The organism is Rossellomorea vietnamensis (assembly GCF_008180615.1).
GTDB lineage: Bacteria > Bacillota > Bacilli > Bacillales > Bacillaceae_B > Rossellomorea > Rossellomorea vietnamensis_D.
The window spans coordinates 79,245-97,778 of the sequence record NZ_VTEH01000012.1 but is presented as its reverse complement, the minus strand read 5'-3'; the positions used below and the strand labels follow the sequence as shown (position 1 = coordinate 97,778).

Below are 18,534 nucleotides of genomic sequence, written 5' to 3'. Positions count from 1 at the left end.
GGAGCACTTATAAAACGTCAAGGTTCTTACCTTGGCGTTTTAATATCTTTAACAAGGGGGAGTGAGATGACAAATACAAAATTAAAAACCATTGCATTGATCGCCATGTTTATTGACCACTTAGGTCATTTTATACCCGACACCCCTGATTGGTTTCGGTGGGTTGGTAGAATTTCTGCTCCTATCTTTATTTTTTGCGTGATTGTTGGATACAAACATACACATAGTAGAAGAAAATACATGATTCGTTTATATGTAGCATCTGTAGGAATGGCTTTATTGAATATGACTATCAATCAATTTGTTTATTATCCACAAAAAGTAGGAGAGTCGCCAATTCACACCTTTTACATTACTAACAATTTTTTTAGTCCTCTATTTTTTATCTCTTTATTAATATGTCTATTCGAAAATAGAAAATTTAAATTTATTATTTTACTTTTTATTTGGCAAATAGTTTCTATGTTGTTGGCTGTTCTACTAGTGGAAAACTATGATTTACTTCAATTAAATGACTCAATAGCAAACTATATGTTCCTTGGTTCGTTACTCGGAAATTTTTTCCTTACTGAAGGAAGTGTACTCTTTATCTTGATGGGATCAATCTTTTACTTTTATCATGGTAATAAGCTCAAGAGCAGTATGGCTTATACCCTATACTGTTTTGCGATGATTATTGTAATAAGCAATTTTAATGACTTGAAAGGGCATTTTTGGGATATCGTTATACCAAGTATGGATTTTCAATGGATGATGATTTTAGCACTGCCTTTTATCTTGCTATACAATGGAGAAAAAGGTATCGGGCTAAAATATTTCTTTTACATTTTCTATCCATTACATATTGTTATACTTTATTTTATAGGACTATCTTTAAGGTTCTAGTACTTATAAAAAGGCAGGTTCTGACCCCCAGTACGTTAATGTAGCGGGAGTCTGAAAGGCAGGGCCTGACCCCCAGTACGTTAATACGTTAGTGTACTGGGGGGGCAGGCTCTGATTTTCCTGATTCTCTTGATTTATTAATCTTTGTAATGAATCGCCTCGTTTGCTTTTTTCATCAAGGCTTTTGACACGAAAAGCTGATACGAGGCTGCTTCTCCCTTTTCAACTCCTGGAGTCACCGTTTTCATCTTATAGGGAATGCTATTGTTTTCCAGCCTCCCCTTCATGGCTGAGTATTCATCGAAATCAGGAGTGGAATAGATCATTTCCCATTTAGCGAACAAACCTTTTATTAGTTTTATTACCATGGACTTCCCCCTCGTTAATATTAAGTTTATACTCAACATATTATTCAGGACTCTTCAGGGTTAGTCTTTTCCTTTGACTGTTTTCGCAAAGATTGTGGCTATTTTAAAAGTAATGGATTTCCGCTACAGGCGCGCGACTCCGCGGGGCGGGCGTTGAGCCTCCTCGGCTTCGCCTCCGGGGTCTCACCTGTCCCGCTAGTCCCGCAGGAGGTCACACGCCTTACGCTCCAATCCTTCTACGTGAAAATGAGGAGGAGATAAAATAGCTTTTAAAAGAAACAATCTTTTAGAAAAGGGCCTTTCCTATTAATCTACACTCACAGTGACACCCCGACATTTGTCGGAAGGTGTAGTAAAGTCAGGGCCAGAGCTCAGATAAAGAATACATTATTGTACCTGGGATTTGGAGTACACTGCTTTTTCCATCACTTTTACCTTTATAAAATTAATGTAGAGTTACCTGTTTCACACCAACCACATTCACCCCGAAACAAACCAACTAAACTCCTTTACAAACTTCAAAAAAAAGGGGCCTGACCCCCGGCACGTTAATGCGTTAATGTATAGGGAGTCAGGCCCTGATTTCCTACTGTAATACACCTACTAATGATAAAATTGTTTAATAAAGGAAAATAAAGGATAAATCTCTTTATGTAAAAAAACAGTATCTTACGTTTCAAGAAAAGTGAGGCATGGGCGGCTATGGAGGATGAATAAATAATTATTGAGGGAGTGAGGAGATTGAAACAATTCTCTTGGTTAAGCTACTGGTCATTACTATTAAGCGTTTTCCCAGTACCCTTTTTCTTTGCGATCCTTTATAGACTAATAAGGATTGATATCTATTTCGGTTTATCTCTTATCGCTTTGTCCATTATTGTATCGGTGGTTTTTGGGGTTATGGCTTTCGTTAAAAAGACAGAAAAAAATATACTTGCTGGAATAGCCATTTATATCGCCCTATTCAGTGCGGGGATTGTGATCGTTATCATGATGCTTGGCCAAATGGGTAACCCGCCAAACGCATAACGGCCCTGGACTTTAGGTTCATAATTACTGGTAGTAGAAGGGGCATTTGCTGAATAAGTTTGTTTTTAATGAAAGTTAAATCAATGAAAAAGGCAGGGCGGAATATGAATACTGAAAGTAAAATCATTATTGCTCCATTGAACCATGAGTTAATAGAGCGGAAAAGGGGCCTGACTCTCAGAGAGTTAACCCAGATAAAAAACTCTCATGATTAACGCTATTACTATATACGGGACAACCAGGATAGGCAGAGTGAGAAGTAGCCCGGATAGGTTCCAGTGCTGTTTTCTATGTCTAATTGCATATATAATGTTAGGAATAAGACCTGCTATGTAAAGTTGGGCTATAAGTGCTGTAACAGGCAGTAAAAAATCATCCGCGTTACCAGCCAATAATATACCTACAAATAAACATAGGTACAAAAACATATGTAAGGGTAGTAGTTTCAAATTATAAATTATATATTTTCCCATTTTCCTTCTACTTTCCGGTAGTAATAGCGCGGGAGACCCCCCCTCCCTTATACTATTTATTAGTAATTAATTTTGAAACACTCCATAAAATTCTACTAAAGAATGTGCAGACTCGCCATCTTTTGTTTTTTCATGGTGATTCTCCTAAAAAGCATGGCCTTACAAGCCAAGTTAACCACTCTAGCGCAAATTTAAAGAGGATAGCAGCAATACTATCCTCTAAGAAGGGAGATCAATCTGTTTCTATTACTTTAATTTTACACTTTTGAAATCCGCAAAATGCGTGCTTAGTAAGTAATAAAAATGATCATTTTTCAGTGGCTTCGACCTTTCCCTCAGCTTGTTGTCCCTTCTATTCTCTTATTTCCATACCAAGTAAGTTTTATCTATCTCCCTGATTTTCGCTGCTCCAGCAAGGGCCATTGTTGTTTCAAATTCTGTCGTGATTTGACTTACGACTTTTTTCACACCGTCTTCTCCCTCTCTGGCAAGGCCGTAGATGAAAGGCCTTCCGAGCAGTGCAGCTGAAGCACCAAGTGCCAATGCTTTGAAAATATCACTTCCCCGACGTATGCCGCTGTCAAACAATACCGGAATTTCTCCTTGAACAACATCACAGATCTTTTCCAGAACATCCAAAGTTGCCACTCCATGATCCAGTTGTCTTCCTCCATGATTGGAAACTATTAATCCATCTACCTCATACTCCAAAGCAAGGCTGGCATCTTCGGGATGAACAATCCCTTTTAGAAGGATGGGGAGATTGGTGTATTGCCGGATCTTGCGGATTGCATCCCATGTGACAGCTGGGTTTTCGAATAACTCATACTGCTTTTTTAATGCGGCTTCTTTGTCTTCCATAACAGGTTTTTCGAGCAAACGACAAAACTCAGGGTCTGTGAAATAGTTTCCGCTTCCGGCTCCCTCGCCTACCGGTGAATATTTGTTTCGATGGTCACTTTCCCTGAAGCCCATGATTGGCGTGTCAACTGTAAGGACGATGGCTGTGTATCCCGAAGATTCTGCACGTTTAATCATGCTTTCGGCAACCTTTTCATTACCTGAATAATAAAGCTGAAACCACCGAATTGAGTCTCCCATTTGCTCCCCAATCTCCTCCATTGAATAAGAAGAAACTGTGCTTACTACAAAAGGCACATTCATGGCGGCAGCTGCGCGGGCGGATGCCAGCTCCCCTTCTGGATGTGCGATGGTCTGCACTCCAATAGGTGCCAGCAGGACAGGAGATGAGATCGTACTACCAAACAAGTTCATGGAAGTATCGATATGGGAAACGTCACGAAGGACTCTATGGGAAATTTGATACCTCGAAAACGCTTTTCTGTTTGCCATTAAAGTGGATTCTTCCCCTGACCCCCTTGCTATGTAATCAAATGCTTTCCTTTCCATCAGCGCTTTGGCCTCTTCCTCCCATTCATTAATGGTCAGGTGTCGATCGCCATTCAATGAATTTACATCCTTGGCCGCCATCTTCATTTTCTCATCCCCCATACTTTTTAGATAAATTATGGCATAGCAGCACTTAATATTCAAATTTATCAGAAAACTTATATTTAAGACGGGGCCTGACCCCCGGTGCATTAATGCGTTAATACGTTAGTGTACTGGGGGGCAGGCCCAGATTCTTTGATTTTCCTGATTCTCTTGATTTAAGAATCTTTATAATGAATCGCCTCATTTGCTTTTTTCATCAAGGCTTTTGACACGAAAAGTTGATACGAGGCCGCCTCTCCCTTTCCTGCTCCTGGACTCACCGTTTTCATCTTATAGGGAATGCTATTGTTTTCCAGCCTCCCCTTCATGGCTGAGTATTCAGCGAAATCATGAGTGGAATAGATCATTTCCCATTTAGCGAACAAACCTTTTAATAGCTTTATTAACATGGACTCCCCCCTGGTTAATATTAAGTTTACTCTCAACATATTATTCAGGACTCTTCAGGGTTAGTCATTTTCCTTTTGCTATTTCAGGACTGCGTACTAGTTCCTTTTCTTCTTTCTTTTGTGGTAGATGCCATTAGGGGGCTGCCTCTCTTGCTGAAATTGTAAAAATAATTAAATTAGTCTAAATTATTAGATTTTTATTCCTGACTATACTATATTTGTATATATCACACAGAAACTGGGAGAATTCACGGAGAAAATATTTCATCTAAGGAGGAGTTTATGTGAAGAAAACAAAAAACAGGTGGCTTATTGCTTTATCGGCAATAGCTATACACCTTTCCATTGGTGCTGCATATGCGTACAGCGTATATAAGAATCCGTTGGTTGACAATATGGGATGGTCAGAATCACACGTTACATTGGCATTCACAGTAATGATGGCGCTTGCAGGATTTACGGCTGCTTTTATGGGAAACTTTGTAGAAAGAAACGGCCCCAGGAAATCTGCGGCGGTCGCTGCTGTATTGTTTGGGTTAGGACAAGCCGGTTCAGGAATTGCTGTCGTATTGGATTCTTCCATCCTTTTCATCATCACGTATGGATTGCTGAGTGGATTTGGATTGGGGATTGGTTATATCTCACCTGTCTCGACATTAGTAAAGTGGTTTCCTGATCGAAGAGGTTTAGCAACTGGTATGGCCGTACTAGGGTTTGGTATGGGAGCACTCATTACTGCTCCAGCAGCGGCTGCTCTTATGGAGTCGATAGGGATTTCAAGTACTTTTTATATTTTAGGTGCAAGTTATTTTGTTCTTATGATTCTGGGTGCTTCGTATATTGCTCCTCCTAAAGAAGGCTGGTTACCAGATAATCTTAAGAAAGCGGCGGCAGCTGATGAACAAACCATCAAAAAAGACTTAAGACAATTAACAGCGAACGAAGCTATTAGAACAAAACACTTTTGGATGTTATGGTCGATGATGTTAATTAATACAAGTGCCGGAATTATGATGATATCTGTCGCATCTCCAATGGCTCAAGACATCGTTGGCTTATCTGCTGCAGCGGCCGCAGCCATGGTAGGAATCATGGGGATTTTCAATGGCGGTGGAAGACTTGGATGGGCTGCCGCTTCGGATTATTTAGGCAGGCAAAATGTGTTCATAATCTTTTTTGTTATCCAATTGATAGCGTTTGTTACATTACCAATGACAACAAATATAATTTTGTTTCAAATACTAATCTTTTTAGTGGTCAGCTGTTATGGCGGAGGTTTCTCCAATCTTCCGGCATTCATTGGGGATTTGTTCGGAACAAAACAACTGGGGGCAATACATGGGTATCTTTTAACAACCTGGTCTCTTGGCGGGATTCTCGGCCCGTTACTTGTTTCAAGTATCAGGGGATCAACCGGGAGCTACATTCCTGTCTTCTACGTTTTTCTGACATTGATTTCTTTCGCATTCGTTATTAGTCTTTTCCTACGTGCTGATATTAAAAGAATGAGAAATAATGAAAAACGAAATACTGTCTATTCCAAAGGTGGTATTCCTGTATAGTCACAGTGACGCCACGACATATGTCGGAAGCTATTTGAGGAGTTTCTTGTTCTTATTAAGCTTTAGATTCTTAGCAATGTGGGGGTAATTTCCTTTTTTAAAAGGTGCAGCAAGTCAGGGCCAGAGCCCAGGTAAAGAATACATTATTGTACCTGGGCTCTGGCCCTCACTCTTTCTTCTGATGAGTGCATAGCTTTTTCCATGACTTTTCATTTTACATAAATTAACCTACTCAACCGAAGAGACAGTTCACTTGTCTCTCTGCCCCCTAATAACTACTTTCACCTTCTTCATTTTAGTGACAACTAAGAGACGGAGAACAGTGAACTGTTACTCATCTGTCCACTTATCCCTTGAAAACTCTTCTTCTATTAACCTTCTCGCCCCTCTGTACAGCCCAAACCTACTTTAGTCTGCAGCTCTACTCGAAGATGAAATTATTTATTTAGGAATATTTTACAATTTCCGATTGACTATTCTAGTAGAGTGGAATTAATATTAGCTTGTATACAAAATCTTACAAGTTAGCCGCGGTTATCGACGAAAGGAAAAATGAAAATGAAAGTGAAAAAAGCAATTATTGGATCTACTTTAGCATTGGGATTATTAGTTGGTGGAGGAAGCATGGTTGCCGGAAAAACGATCAATGGTTTTTCAAGCACTGGTACTTTTACCATTACAGCTACTGCATGGTTTAATCCAAGCTGGAAAGTTGTAAGTGGTGCAGGTTATAACCTGAAAGCTGGAGAAAATGTTAAACAAACTTATGTAAGAATTCAAGAAGGCAGTTACGACTCTGGGCGTGTATATTCTTCCAAGGCTTCCAGCACTTCAACAAACAAAGAATATAGTGTATCCAAGAGTAAATCGAACAATCCGTTCTCTACCATGTACACTAATTATGGATAGTTATATTTCTAAAACGCAATCAGCTTAATCGTGATATCTGCGATGCTCATTCTTTAAAAAGAGTGAGCATCCGCTTTTAAAGGAGTCATGAAGAATGACAACACTAGTGAAGAAATCTGTTTATATCATCATCTATTATATTGCAGTGGCGGCATTCAGTTGTTTGGCGTTTTCTGCTCTATTAAATTCTTATAAGGCAACAGGCATCCTTCAAGACGGCCTCGGAGATGAGAGTTTACAAGTTTCCATTGTTTCTCCTTCAGGCGGATCCTCCCTGACTACTGGGCAGTTCGTTGATGAATTGCTTGCAAAGAACTCCTCCCCTTTCTTGTTATATAAAGATAACGGCTCAAACTATGGGGTGGAATATTTAATACATAATAGAGAACTCCCTTTTTCTGTTAAAACAATTTCAAGAGATGAAGAATCTCCCGTAATGATTTTGGATGAGGCTTTGCTGCATAATACAGTAACACAGGATGGAGAAACGATTTTTCTCTATAAAAGCGAGCCATATCACGTAATTGCATCTTTTGATAAGCAAGAAAAGAATATCAATCAGGACAGTTCATTCTATGCGTCATTAGACAAGCAAGCGGATGTAACTGGAACTTATTATATTGACGGCCTTGAAGCAAAAGAAATCACGCAGACGCTTGATACGTTAGTATCTGGAAATACGGAATTGAACTATCAAATCCTTCCGCTGAAAAAAACAGTCAAAGAACGAGCCGGGCTGGTCATCCAGGATCAGGCACTTGTAGTCATCTTACTGGCCGCTACTCTATTTTTGATTGCCATTAATACAATTGGAACCACCCTGGCTTGGATACATTCTCGAAATGATGAAATTTATGCCAGATATTTGGTGGGCGCAACGTTCAAGAGCCTCCAGTGGTGGCTGCTGAAAGATTACTGGCTGATTGTTGCTGGCAGTTTTGCAGCAGGATTAGCAGTCTCTTTCATCATCGTTCAATCAGGTGTTTTCAACTATGTCGTAAATGACCTTAATATCAGAGGAATTGTGATTGCACTAGTGTTTTGCCTTATTCTAGGGACGATGACCGAGATTACTTCTACGTTATGGGACTACCGAAAAAAAGAAACCATCAGGAAGGGGATTTGATTATGGTGTATCAACTTCTTCTTGCGTTGAAAGATTTGTGGCGAAGAAAGGCCACTTCTCTGATCCTGCTGGTTCAAGCGGTCATGGTTCTGGTTCTGATCAACCTGACAATCACTTCATTTATCGACCTCCAAAGAATGACCAAAGAAGTAAAAAGGCTGAATGAACATCAGGAAATCTATTCGTTGATGGATATGACGGATGAAAAACAGATAGATGAACTGCTAAGCAATAAGGAACGATTCCAGGATTTGAAAGCCCTGTACAATTACATTTTTAATAATGAAGAATTTCAGTCCTTTTCCCTGTATTCTTCCACAATGGATAGTCAAGAGGGTGCTCTCCTGAACGTTGACAGCCTTGAAAGATACGGAAACCAAGTGGTTCTTCCTTATCTCACGGTATCCGATTTATTCTTCAAGTACTTTAATATGGAAACAGATTCAGGGCGGCTCTTTTCTGAACAAGATTATACAACTGTTGGGGAATCTATCCCTGTAGTAGTGGGGTCTGATTTTAGAGACGTTGTTAAAACAGGAGATTCATTTACCGATCTGAATGGTCTTGAATATCAAGTGGTGGGAGTATTAAAGGAAGGAATGAGTTATATTGACATCATGTCCTCAAGAGACTTTCAACATCTTGATAGTATGATTTTAATGCCGCAGAATGTGAACTACGCCATTGATAATACGGATTTAGATGCTCTGATTAACAAAGCGTATATTATTCCCGCCAAGGAAGAAGGAATGGGTAACGTTATCAAATATGCTGCTGAACTTGATACCTACTCTTTCGCTTATAAAAGTATGAGAGATCAAGTTACAGTGGTGGTTCGTGATAAGGAAAAATGGATACAAATGCAGCTATTTTTAACTTCATTAGTATCTCTATTTACTTTAATCAGTTTTACTATCTCTTTTTTACAATTTATTGATAAGAACTTGTATGAATTCGGTGTACATTTGCTTTCTGGTGCCTTGAACAGTTCTTTGGTGGTCCGTGTTGTTTCGCAAATTCTCCCTTTCATCATCATAGGCAACTTGGTGAGCCTTAGCGTAGCCGGGACTGGAACATCAGGAAACATTACCATTCTTGCCAGCATCCTTCTTGGTGGCATGATCTGTGTAGTGCCCATTGTTAAAATGAACAGGATTGAAGTCAGCACAATATTGAGGTGGAGAAACAGATGACTATGATCAGATTGGATAACATACAGAAGTCCTTTGGCAGTAAGGATTCTCTTGTCAATGCTCTGCAAGGAGTATCGCTCACTATTGCCGAAGGAGAATTAATAGCTATTACGGGGACATCCGGAAGCGGAAAATCAACCTTGTTGAATATTATTGGGTGCTTGGATTACCCAACCCAAGGTGATTACTATTTGGCTGATAAACCTGTCAGCCATAAATCCAAAACAGAAATGGCCAAGCTTCGCAACGAGGCGATTGGTTTCGTGATGCAAGACTTTGCTCTCGTAGATCACTATACCGTAAGGCAAAATGTTGCTTTGCCCCTCATGTATGTTAAGGACAAGAGCTTAAGAAAAGAACGTCAACAAAAGGTCGATCATTTACTGGCCCGATTAGGAATCGATAATAAAGCCAAAGAAAAATCAGCCCTTCTTTCAGGGGGGCAAAAGCAGCGGGTTGCCATCGGCAGAGCACTGATTAACGAACCGCAATTAATCTTGGCGGATGAACCTACAGGGGCACTTGATCAAAATACCTCCAAAGAAATACTCAATTTATTATTGGGTCTTCACGAAGAAGGAAAGACCGTTATTATTGTTACTCATGACTTAGAAGTTGCTGCCTTATGTGAAAGAATCATTCAAATGGAAGATGGTAAAATCGCAGGAGAAATTAAAGGGAAACCACTAAAGGAGAGAGCATATGGAACCTTTTAAATCTAAAGAGCTGTCCTCCTGGTTTAAGACAATCTTAATAACATTGGCTGTAGTGCTAGTCTGCAGGCAGTTTTTGTTTTCTCCTGTTACGGTTAAGGGTGAGTCCATGAACCCGACCTTCGATACCAATAATAAAGTATTCATTTCTAAAATCAGTGAGATTAACCGTTTCGACCTAATTGTCTTCCAATCCCCAAATCATGGTGAGGAGCATATTAAAAGAGTAATAGGTCTTCCCAGAGATATAGTCGAAGTGAAGAATGATGTGTTAAGGGTGAATGGAAAAGAATATATTGAACCCTATCTTGCTGCTAACAAGGAAAAAGTGGAACAAGGTCAAAATCTAACAGAAGATTTAAAGGTAACTGTGCCAGAAGGTTCGATTTATGTTATGGGAGATAACCGCGAGAAGAGCGGGGACAGCCGCCTATATGGCTTTGTGGCTTTGGATGCAATCAGCGGTGAAGTGAAAGTAAGGTATTTTCCCTTCAACCAGTTCACTGTTTTTTCTTAAGCGTATCGAAGCAGACACAGAGGTAAAATCTCAGAAGCCTTATCATCCCTGCTTTAATTATAGTTTTCTTTGAATATGGGACAGTCCCCTTCTGTCCCTCCAGTTAAATAAAAGTTATGCTCTTCCCTAACAGAAGCACTCCCGTCAACACCCCTTTTTACTTCGAAACAAACCAACTAAACTCCTTAATAAAATTCAACCTAACCGTCCCAACCGGTCCATTCCGGTGCTTAACCAGGTTAATTTCCGTCTCCAGCCCAGTGGAACCTTGTTTATAATACCCTTCCCTATAAAGCAGCATGACGATATCTGCATCCTGTTCAATGCTCCCCGAGTCGCGAAGGTCGGACATCAACGGCCGTTTGTCCTGGCGCTGCTCGACTGACCGGGAAAGCTGGGACAGTAAGATGATCGGCACTTTGTACTGTTTTGCCATCTGCTTCAATTCCCTGGTAATGGCACCTATGGCGAGATCATGACGTTCAAACTTACCTTCAACCGGAATCAACTGCAGATAATCAATGACCACTAAACAAGGAGCATTTTCGTTTTCCCTTCTTGTCTTCTGGATTCTTGCCCGGATTTCATCCAGAGTAAGCCTGCCTTGATCATGGATTTGAAAAGGCATTTTGTAGCACGTGTTCAGTGCTTCGTTCGCCTTTTGGGTTTCTTTTTCTGAGAAGATACGAAACGGATTCTGCCATTTGGACGCATCGATGTAGGTCATCCTGCTGATCAGCCGCTGATAAAGCTGCACCTCACTCATCTCGAGCGAAAAGAAATCGACCACCGTTCCTCTTAAGGCTGTGTTATAGGCCAGATTGAGGACTAAGGCGGTCTTCCCCATCGATGGCCTTCCGGCGACAATGATCAGTTCCCCTGGTTTGAACCCTCCCGTTAATCCGTCAAGGTTGTCATATCCGGAAGAGATGCCGGCATGTACTGGATCGGAATACAGAGATTCATAAAGCTCGACTAATGCCTCGCCCTTTCTTTTCCCTTTTTCGCTCCTGAGTTCCTGTGTCTCAACATATTTTTGATAAAAAGCCTCTGCCGTTTCCCCGCTCGAATGATTCAGGAAATGGGCCGCCGATTTACGCAGCTCCCTTATCCTGTAAGACTTCAACATCACTTCCTGATAATGCTCCAGCCCGCTCACTGAAGGACAGCAAAGGGAGATCTCCGTTAGGTATGTAACGCCGCCGACATTTTCAATCCCGGCACCCAGAAGATTGACCAAACTGAAAGCATTGATTTCTACCCCATCGTGCTGCAGCCCCCTCATCGCTGTAAAAATAACCTGGTGCCTGCTCTGAGAAAAATGTTGTGGTTTCAGGATGATGTCGTTGATGGCCGCAGGTTCCAGGAAAACTGCTCCAAGCACCATGCTTTCGGCTTCAAACAATGCCTGCCCACCCGCCATTTCATCGGATCCACTCAGGCTCAAAGGACGGTTTGATTCTCTTAGATCCATTTGCAAGGCGGTCCTCCCCCTCTCTCTTCCACTTCTCCAGCTTGGCAAGGAAGTCATTCGTTTGTTTTAAAGGATGAGCAGAAGAGGTTGGCGACTTTGACGCACTGCTTGAGTCCCTGATCTTTCGCCGCAAAGCCTTCTCGTAGTAAATAAACGACTTGATCGTGCTGTTCGTATTCCGCTTTCGGTAGGCAGACTGGATCTCGCCCATCCAGCACAGCAGCGTTTCTACTTCAATCTCCTTCTCAGCAATTTTTCCAATGGCACACTGCTCTTTAGGAGAAATATAAAATCCTGAGTTTCGTAGCTTCAAAAATCCTTCCGTGACCTTCTCAACTCTCCTCTGCACATCTGGTTTAGAAGACAGGTCATTCCTCGCGCGCACGCTCTCTTTTTCTTTCTCTTCTCTACCTTTCTTACATTCTTCTTTTAGTGACGCATTCATAACCGCTTTGTCTTGCTGTGCTTCATCCTCCGTTCTACCGTTTTCGTGCGCAGAAAAATCTCCGTCATTTTGGAGTAATGTAAACAACGTACCGATTTTGGTTTCCTCGGTAGAGATGAGACCATACTTCCTCAAACGATCGACACTCAGTTTGATCGTGTTCTTCGACGGGATCTTCAAATTGCCATTCTCCACATACTGCAAATCTTCAGCCAGCCGCGAATACGACCGTAAATACTGACCTCTATGTACCTTCACTTCTTCTATATACATGAATTCTTTTTGCAGCGCCCTGCAGCTCAATAATAATAGAAGCCTCAAGGTAAACGGGCTCCCCCAAATCGGACTTTCAATCGTGCTTCTGTTAAATTTGATCCATCCAGTCATTAGTAAAACCTCCCAATAAATTGTTTTCTCACCTTTTATATAGAGAGGTTCTTGAAAACAGGACACCACTTTCAAAAAAAATGCTGAGCTCTCAGCATGAGAGTCAGCATTCTAAAGTGAAATTCGTATATTGGTGTTATCAGATTTTCAGAACTTAAAAAATGCCTGAACCGATTCCGGTAATAATTGAAAGACCAAGCCTTCAAAGATTATATCGAGCAGACCGGCAATGAATAAAAGGATAAGGATCAATACAAAAAGAGGTTTCTTGTTTTTTTCAAAAGTCCACTTCATTAAACTCACTCCAACATCACACTAATTTACTACCTTCTATAGTAATTCATGTGTTAGGTACTTATCAATTTTTACTGATTAAGGGGCCTGACCCCCGGTAAGCAACTGTCCCCATTACCGCTTATGGCATATAATAAAAACAACAAAATCCTTCAAGAGGTGGTTCTATGAGTATTCAAAAAGAAGATCTTCATTTGCTTATCGGCCTTGTGAACGAAAAGGATACCAAGCTTGTTTATAACCTTCTCCGGGTAGTTATTGAAAAAGAAACGATTGTAGAAGCCGATAATGCTCCTTTAACCGAAAAAGAAAAAAAGATACTCAAACAGGCTGAATTGGACATCGAAAATGATGATCTAATTGATTGGGAAGTTCTTAATGAATAGGTATACTATAAAAATTAGGAAACCCGCCGCTAAATGCTACTAAAAGCTGTCCCCTAACTTAAGAACAAAGAACCCCACCCTACGCTATCCCTAATGTGCAACCTTTAGAAGGTCCCGCGTCTTAATCGGATGTTAGCTTCCTTCAGAATGATCTACTTCAAAGTCAGATCCCCGCTTTGTAATCAAACGTTCGTTTAAGAAAAAAGCACGCAGATTTTTAGATTGAATTACAGGTCTCAGCCCCTCGCTTACCTAATAATTCCAATTCAAGAGAAGGAATGTCTACCCCTCCCTTCTCATAGACTTGTATAAAAGAAGGGAGCTGGTCTCAATGCTTGAGATGAGTGCTGTTATCGCAGCTATCGCGTTTACGATTCTCGTCGTTTATTTGATCCTCACATTGCGAAAAGTAATGGCCACACTTGCTGAAACCAGAAAGACATTGCATGATGCCCGTACATCTGTAAACAGCCTCACAGATGAAGCAGAAGAAATGATTCATACAGCCAACCAGATTTCTGACGATGTAAAAGGAAAAATGAAAGCCGTTGACCCGCTGGTTGAGTCGGCTCAAGATGTAGGAGAAATGATACACAGCGTGACAAGCTCCGTAAAAAGAAAGGCTTTAGGAACGCGAAAGCCGCAGACGATTCATACGCAGGAGAGCAAGCCGGTGCAGATTAAACTGAAGTGAGAAACCACAAAGAACCATGGGGATACGCCACATGGTTCCTTTTTTTGTAGTAATTTCACAAGTTCCTTGACCCGGGTACCTGTCGCGGTTTCCAGTGAACATCCTCGTTTTCAATAAGATAGCTGTCCCTCACGCATTTTAAATTATCGCACTTAGGGAGTTAGCGACCTGACTCCCGGCACGTTAATAGTTTGTGCACTTGGGGGCTGGCCTGATGGTTCTAGAAAAAGAAGACGTTACTCCTTACTATTGCATAGCAGCCCAAATTTCATGCATTTTTCTGTCTACTAGAGGATAAAAGTTATTTTTTGCATCGTCTGTGGAGTTTCCACCAAAAAATCCAGTACCAGGGCAAGTCTTAATAGCATGTCCGTGACCTGCATCTAGCACTCTCTTCCCTGTGTTAATATCCCACCAGTGATGATAAGTAATAGTATCAACCGTTGGCTGCAAATCATATTTCAACATGAGCAAGGCGGTAACCGTTATAATGGTTTCCCTTTGCTCGTCTGTCATGTGTTCAGCATCGAAGTTTCCGACGTTTTCAATCGCTACAGCATCTTTTTCGATTTCGTGCATGACAGCTTCATTCAGCAATCCAAATGAACCTTCGGGAGGTGTGTTGAACGGTCTGCCTAGTGCCACTGAACCGTCGGGGAATGTGGTCAATTGCTGACTGATATCGCTCCAATTCATGCCTGTTACATGATGGTCCTTCATCCCCTGCAGCAATGTAAAATGATTAGAACCGTTAAATGACTGATAAGATGGCTGGTACGTATGATGTTGTTGAACCTTTCCCACTTTCCTAGTGAATTTTTGGTTGAAAATCCAGTCTTTAAATTCCTCTCTTGTCATCAGAAAGAATTGTCCTTTCATTCTGAGTTTTTTCGGAGGAATCTTTAATTTTTGCCCGATATAAATCGTATTCGATTTAAGACCATTGGCTGTTTTGATTAGTGGAACTGTAGAAGTAAAAGTCTGCGAAAGCTTCCAAAGCGTATCTCCGGGAACAACTTTGTAATCAATGGAAACCCTTAACTTTTGCCCGATTAATAGGAGATCTGTTTGTAAGCCGTTGATTTGTTTCAGGTCTTGCACAGTCATATTATAGGTCTGAGCAATCTTCCATAAATAATCTCCTGGTTTTACCTCATAAATGTTTCTCGGATTATTTTGCGCTTGGACAGGAGATAAATTTATGAGCAAGAATGAGACTGTGAAAATGAGCAGCACAATTTTTTTCATACCTTCTGTCCTTTCTGGATGTAATAAATAACTTTTACATTATCTTTTTAATAGTGTGTAAAACCAGGGAGAAATATTCTTACTCCTTTTACAACCAACCATTTATTACAATATTTTTTTCTGGTGTCTCTCATACCACTCACGAGGAACACCTGATTTTGTAAAACAGACGCCTGATTTCTCTCATGTGAGTCACGAAGGACATCTGACTTCAAACAACTGAAGCCTGCTGTCTATCAAACCGCCGCCAAGCCTCATGGCTCTACTTACAGGTGGTATTATTTTTGGTGGGACGAGGAACCTAGTCCCTCTGTCTCCTTAAGACTGAAGCTCGTTTATTACCAATAGGAATGTTCTAAGTTCAATTCGCGGCAGTCACCGCATCTCTTCGGCAAGTCAAACCCTTTCTGCTTATAAAACTGCTGTTCTCCGACAGTAAATAAGAATCGGTCTCCACATTCATAGCACTTCAGAAGGAAATCTTCCGGTGCCGCTCCTTTTAAAGCCTCATGAATTCTGCTTTGTCTTTCCCGAGCTGCTGCTTCATCGACTGGTTCACTTGCTTCCAAAGCCTCTATTGTATTTTGAATCTCGGTTTTGACTTTTTTATAATCAATCTCTTTCCATAATTTCAGATAAGGAATGAAATCTTTATTTCCGGACTCTTTGATTTTCTGCAGCATCAAAAGAATCATTTGCCGGTTCCGATCTTTTAAATAGGTCATGTCCGGATTTTCTTTTTTCTGTGAAATCCATTCTTCCCACTCGCTGATGAATTCATCCGTATATTGATCCGATTCGATCAGCCATCCCCTCTCCGTGTAAACAATCATCGGAAGTTTTCCAAAGTACTCAATTTCGAGAAAATCATGATCAATCATCCAGTCGATTTTCAGCATGATGTTATCCAATTTTTCCGAGCGAAAGCGGCCATACACGGGAGACTTGTCCAACTTCAGCTCCAGAACCTTCTTCTCACGTGATCCCTTCAAAATTTTGGCTAGGAGCGTTCTTCCTCCCTGGGCAATAATGGCATCGGCTCCTCTTAAAATGGCCCTGATTTCCTCATGAGATAATGAAATGGATACAGTCATATAAGAAAACAACTCCTCTTCAGTGTTATGGTTCAATTATCGTCATAAATAATAGATGATATAAATTTGATTTGAAGCAACGTGACAGTGACACTGAATCTATTTCAACTTTCTAGTCATTGAAAATTTTATCATTTTCATATGAACTTTGCTTGTGAGGATGGATTGAAGTTTTCAAACAAAAAGGACAGGTGTGCGGGGATTCATTTCACTTGTCCCTCATTCCATATTTCGTGAAAGCAGCCGGTCTGGTTTTTGGCCTGTTTATGACATTATGTTTTAAAAAAATGTAGTGATTCTTATTTTGGTTGAGATCATTTATGGATTAATCGCCATTTCAGTCGTCGTATTCGTATTGTACTACCTCCCGTATAACGCAAAAGGAGTTGGGAGATCCATTAAGCAAAAGATCCTCGAACTAAACGAGCAGCTGATTGCTCTTTTGAAACTCTAGCAAATAGTCAGGACAAAAAAGACACTTAAATAAGTGCCTTTTTCTTTTTGTGTTATTCGGTTGACCAAAATTCTTCTATCTTTTTTCAAATCTCCCCTAATGTCATCTTATTCCACCTTCCAAACATCCTTTATCTCTCCACCCTCATACACAACATACTCCTCAAACATATTCGCAACTGTACAAGCATGATTAGGAATAATCTGCACCTTATCGTTTAATTTTAAGGAAGTTTCCCCAGCGACAACTCCAACCCCATGTTCTTCCGACAACCGTTCAATCGTTACTTCCGGATGCCCGACCACATGGCCAAACCCCTTCACACTCTCGTTTCCATGTGCGCCTTTGTCCAGGCAGAGGGTTTTGCTTCCTGTGTCAAAGACAATCCGGTCTGGATGAACACCCACGACAGAAGCCAAAACCGTGAGTGCACAGTTTTCAATGGTTGTTACGCCTAATCCCACTTGAATGGCGTCAAAGAATACCGCATTCCCCGGCCTGATTTCCGTGATTCCCGGCACTTTCCCCGAGATTTTGTAGGTCGGTGTGGAACCGACACTTCTTACCGGGATGGGGATCCCCGCTTTCTCACACTCCTCGGCACTTTGGACGACTGCCTGTCCTTCCTGGAGACCGATTTTTTCAATCTGTTCAGAGCTTGATGCCGCATAGGAATGTCCTGCATGGGTTAAGATCCCGCCGAGCTTCAGTTTTGTATGCATCATTATCTCTTTCGCTAAAACTAGGGCATCCTTGCCTGGTTCCACGCCGCATCTGTTCAGACCGGAATTGATTTTTATCCATACCTCTAATGTAAAAGGTGTATGCTCCAGTTCCTTTTGCAGATAGACCAGCTGTTCCTTGCTGTCTACTATTATTTTCAGCTGCACGCCTCTCTCCAGAAGGTTGATCAATCTCTTAATCTTTTGCGGACTAGAGATTGGGTGTGCGATCAGGATGTCCTTGATACCGCCGGCAGCCATTGCTTCTGCTTCGGGAATGGTCGCGGTGGTTATACCGACAGCTCCTGCTTGCAGCTGCAGCTTCGCGATATCGACGGATTTATGTGTTTTGATATGCGGCCGGTATGCCAGGTTATTCTCTTTTGCAAAGCTTGTAATCTCGTTAATGTTTTTCATGAGTTTTTGGTAATCGAGCAGTAAGGTCGGTGTATCCAGGTTTGTGATTAACGTCATAAATCATTCCCCTCCAGTTGTGTCTCTTTTTCTAATTCAACTGTCGTACATTAATTCCTTCCTAAATGACAGGGTTAGTTCTACAATTCTCTTGAAAAATAAAAAGACTCTGCCACCCAATGGAGATAAAGCTTTACACAGCTATTCAGCTGGAGTTCTTTCGGTGACCTTACTGCTGACTCA

At 41.1% G+C, this 18,534-nt stretch carries 19 protein-coding genes; 10 read left to right on the top strand and 9 right to left on the bottom strand.

Features of this window, described 5'->3' with window-relative positions:
- The first annotated feature begins 66 nt into the window (after window positions 1-66).
- Window positions 67-885: a TraX family protein gene (locus FZC79_RS15125; protein ID WP_148947609.1), complete on the top strand. Its 819-nt coding sequence runs from the start codon at window positions 67-69 to the stop codon at window positions 883-885.
- 137 nt (window positions 886-1,022) lie between these two features.
- Here the strand turns inward: FZC79_RS15125 and FZC79_RS15120 are convergent, their stop codons facing one another.
- On the bottom strand, window positions 1,023-1,253 hold the full coding sequence (locus FZC79_RS15120; protein WP_148947608.1) for a hypothetical protein: 231 nt from the start codon (window positions 1,251-1,253) through the stop codon (window positions 1,023-1,025).
- Between the two features lie 741 nt (window positions 1,254-1,994).
- On the opposite strand from FZC79_RS15120, the gene FZC79_RS15115 reads away from it, so the two are divergent.
- Window positions 1,995-2,282, top strand: coding sequence for a hypothetical protein (locus FZC79_RS15115; protein WP_148947607.1), 288 nt, complete (start codon window positions 1,995-1,997; stop codon window positions 2,280-2,282).
- Between the two features lie 833 nt (window positions 2,283-3,115).
- Here the strand turns inward: FZC79_RS15115 and FZC79_RS15110 are convergent.
- Complete coding sequence (locus tag FZC79_RS15110) at window positions 3,116-4,252, bottom strand: alpha-hydroxy-acid oxidizing protein (protein WP_252183347.1); 1,137 nt, start codon at window positions 4,250-4,252, stop codon at window positions 3,116-3,118.
- A 173-nt stretch (window positions 4,253-4,425) separates the two neighbouring features.
- Entirely contained in the window at window positions 4,426-4,659 is a 234-nt protein-coding gene (locus FZC79_RS15105) for a hypothetical protein (protein ID WP_148947605.1), read from the bottom strand.
- A gap of 284 nt (window positions 4,660-4,943) precedes the next feature.
- On the opposite strand from FZC79_RS15105, the gene FZC79_RS15100 reads away from it, so the two are divergent.
- The 6 genes from FZC79_RS15100 to lepB all read left to right on the top strand — a co-directional run bounded on the left by FZC79_RS15100 (window position 4,944) and on the right by lepB (window position 10,679).
- Window positions 4,944-6,221 (top strand): L-lactate MFS transporter, encoded by a 1,278-nt coding sequence (locus FZC79_RS15100; RefSeq protein WP_148947604.1) that lies wholly within the window; start codon window positions 4,944-4,946, stop codon window positions 6,219-6,221.
- 558 nt (window positions 6,222-6,779) lie between these two features.
- Window positions 6,780-7,130 carry a hypothetical protein gene (locus FZC79_RS15095; RefSeq protein ID WP_148947603.1) on the top strand — a complete coding sequence of 117 codons (351 nt, stop codon included), beginning with the start codon at window positions 6,780-6,782 and terminating at the stop codon, window positions 7,128-7,130.
- 94 nt (window positions 7,131-7,224) lie between these two features.
- On the top strand, window positions 7,225-8,256 hold the full coding sequence (locus FZC79_RS15090) for an ABC transporter permease (RefSeq protein ID WP_148947602.1): 1,032 nt from the start codon (window positions 7,225-7,227) through the stop codon (window positions 8,254-8,256).
- A gap of 2 nt (window positions 8,257-8,258) precedes the next feature.
- Window positions 8,259-9,449 (top strand): ABC transporter permease, encoded by a 1,191-nt coding sequence (locus FZC79_RS15085; protein ID WP_187442808.1) that lies wholly within the window; start codon window positions 8,259-8,261, stop codon window positions 9,447-9,449.
- Window positions 9,446-10,165, top strand: coding sequence for an ABC transporter ATP-binding protein (locus tag FZC79_RS15080; RefSeq protein ID WP_187442807.1), 720 nt, complete (start codon window positions 9,446-9,448; stop codon window positions 10,163-10,165). Before FZC79_RS15085 ends, FZC79_RS15080 begins: the two co-directional genes overlap by 4 nt.
- On the top strand, window positions 10,152-10,679 hold the full coding sequence (lepB, locus tag FZC79_RS15075) for a signal peptidase I (protein WP_148947600.1): 528 nt from the start codon (window positions 10,152-10,154) through the stop codon (window positions 10,677-10,679). Before FZC79_RS15080 ends, lepB begins: the two co-directional genes overlap by 14 nt.
- A gap of 157 nt (window positions 10,680-10,836) precedes the next feature.
- Here the strand turns inward: lepB and FZC79_RS15070 are convergent, their stop codons facing one another.
- The 3 genes from FZC79_RS15070 to FZC79_RS23240 form a co-directional block, all read right to left on the bottom strand.
- A complete protein-coding gene (locus FZC79_RS15070) occupies window positions 10,837-12,153 on the bottom strand; it encodes a replicative DNA helicase (protein ID WP_252183346.1) in 1,317 nt (438 codons plus the stop codon).
- Window positions 12,104-12,985: a DNA helicase gene (locus FZC79_RS15065; RefSeq protein WP_148947599.1), complete on the bottom strand. Its 882-nt coding sequence runs from the start codon at window positions 12,983-12,985 to the stop codon at window positions 12,104-12,106. The genes FZC79_RS15070 and FZC79_RS15065 overlap by 50 nt, the downstream gene beginning before the upstream one ends.
- Window positions 12,986-13,132: 147 nt before the next feature.
- Window positions 13,133-13,279 (bottom strand): hypothetical protein, encoded by a 147-nt coding sequence (locus FZC79_RS23240; protein ID WP_187442806.1) that lies wholly within the window; start codon window positions 13,277-13,279, stop codon window positions 13,133-13,135.
- A 167-nt stretch (window positions 13,280-13,446) separates the two neighbouring features.
- On the opposite strand from FZC79_RS23240, the gene FZC79_RS15060 reads away from it, so the two are divergent.
- On the top strand, window positions 13,447-13,665 hold the full coding sequence (locus tag FZC79_RS15060; protein ID WP_148947598.1) for a hypothetical protein: 219 nt from the start codon (window positions 13,447-13,449) through the stop codon (window positions 13,663-13,665).
- A gap of 331 nt (window positions 13,666-13,996) precedes the next feature.
- Window positions 13,997-14,359: a DUF948 domain-containing protein gene (locus FZC79_RS15055; protein ID WP_148947597.1), complete on the top strand. Its 363-nt coding sequence runs from the start codon at window positions 13,997-13,999 to the stop codon at window positions 14,357-14,359.
- Window positions 14,360-14,605: 246 nt separating this feature from the next.
- Here the strand turns inward: FZC79_RS15055 and FZC79_RS15050 are convergent, their stop codons facing one another.
- From FZC79_RS15050 to FZC79_RS15040, 3 genes are all read right to left on the bottom strand, one after another.
- Entirely contained in the window at window positions 14,606-15,607 is a 1,002-nt protein-coding gene (locus FZC79_RS15050; RefSeq protein ID WP_148947596.1) for a LysM peptidoglycan-binding domain-containing protein, read from the bottom strand.
- Between the two features lie 338 nt (window positions 15,608-15,945).
- Window positions 15,946-16,701, bottom strand: a complete 756-nt coding sequence (locus FZC79_RS15045; RefSeq protein ID WP_148947595.1) for an RQC-minor-1 family DNA-binding protein — start codon at window positions 16,699-16,701, stop codon at window positions 15,946-15,948.
- A 561-nt stretch (window positions 16,702-17,262) separates the two neighbouring features.
- A complete protein-coding gene (locus FZC79_RS15040) occupies window positions 17,263-18,351 on the bottom strand; it encodes a D-TA family PLP-dependent enzyme (protein ID WP_148947594.1) in 1,089 nt (362 codons plus the stop codon).
- Window positions 18,352-18,534: the final 183 nt, after the last annotated feature.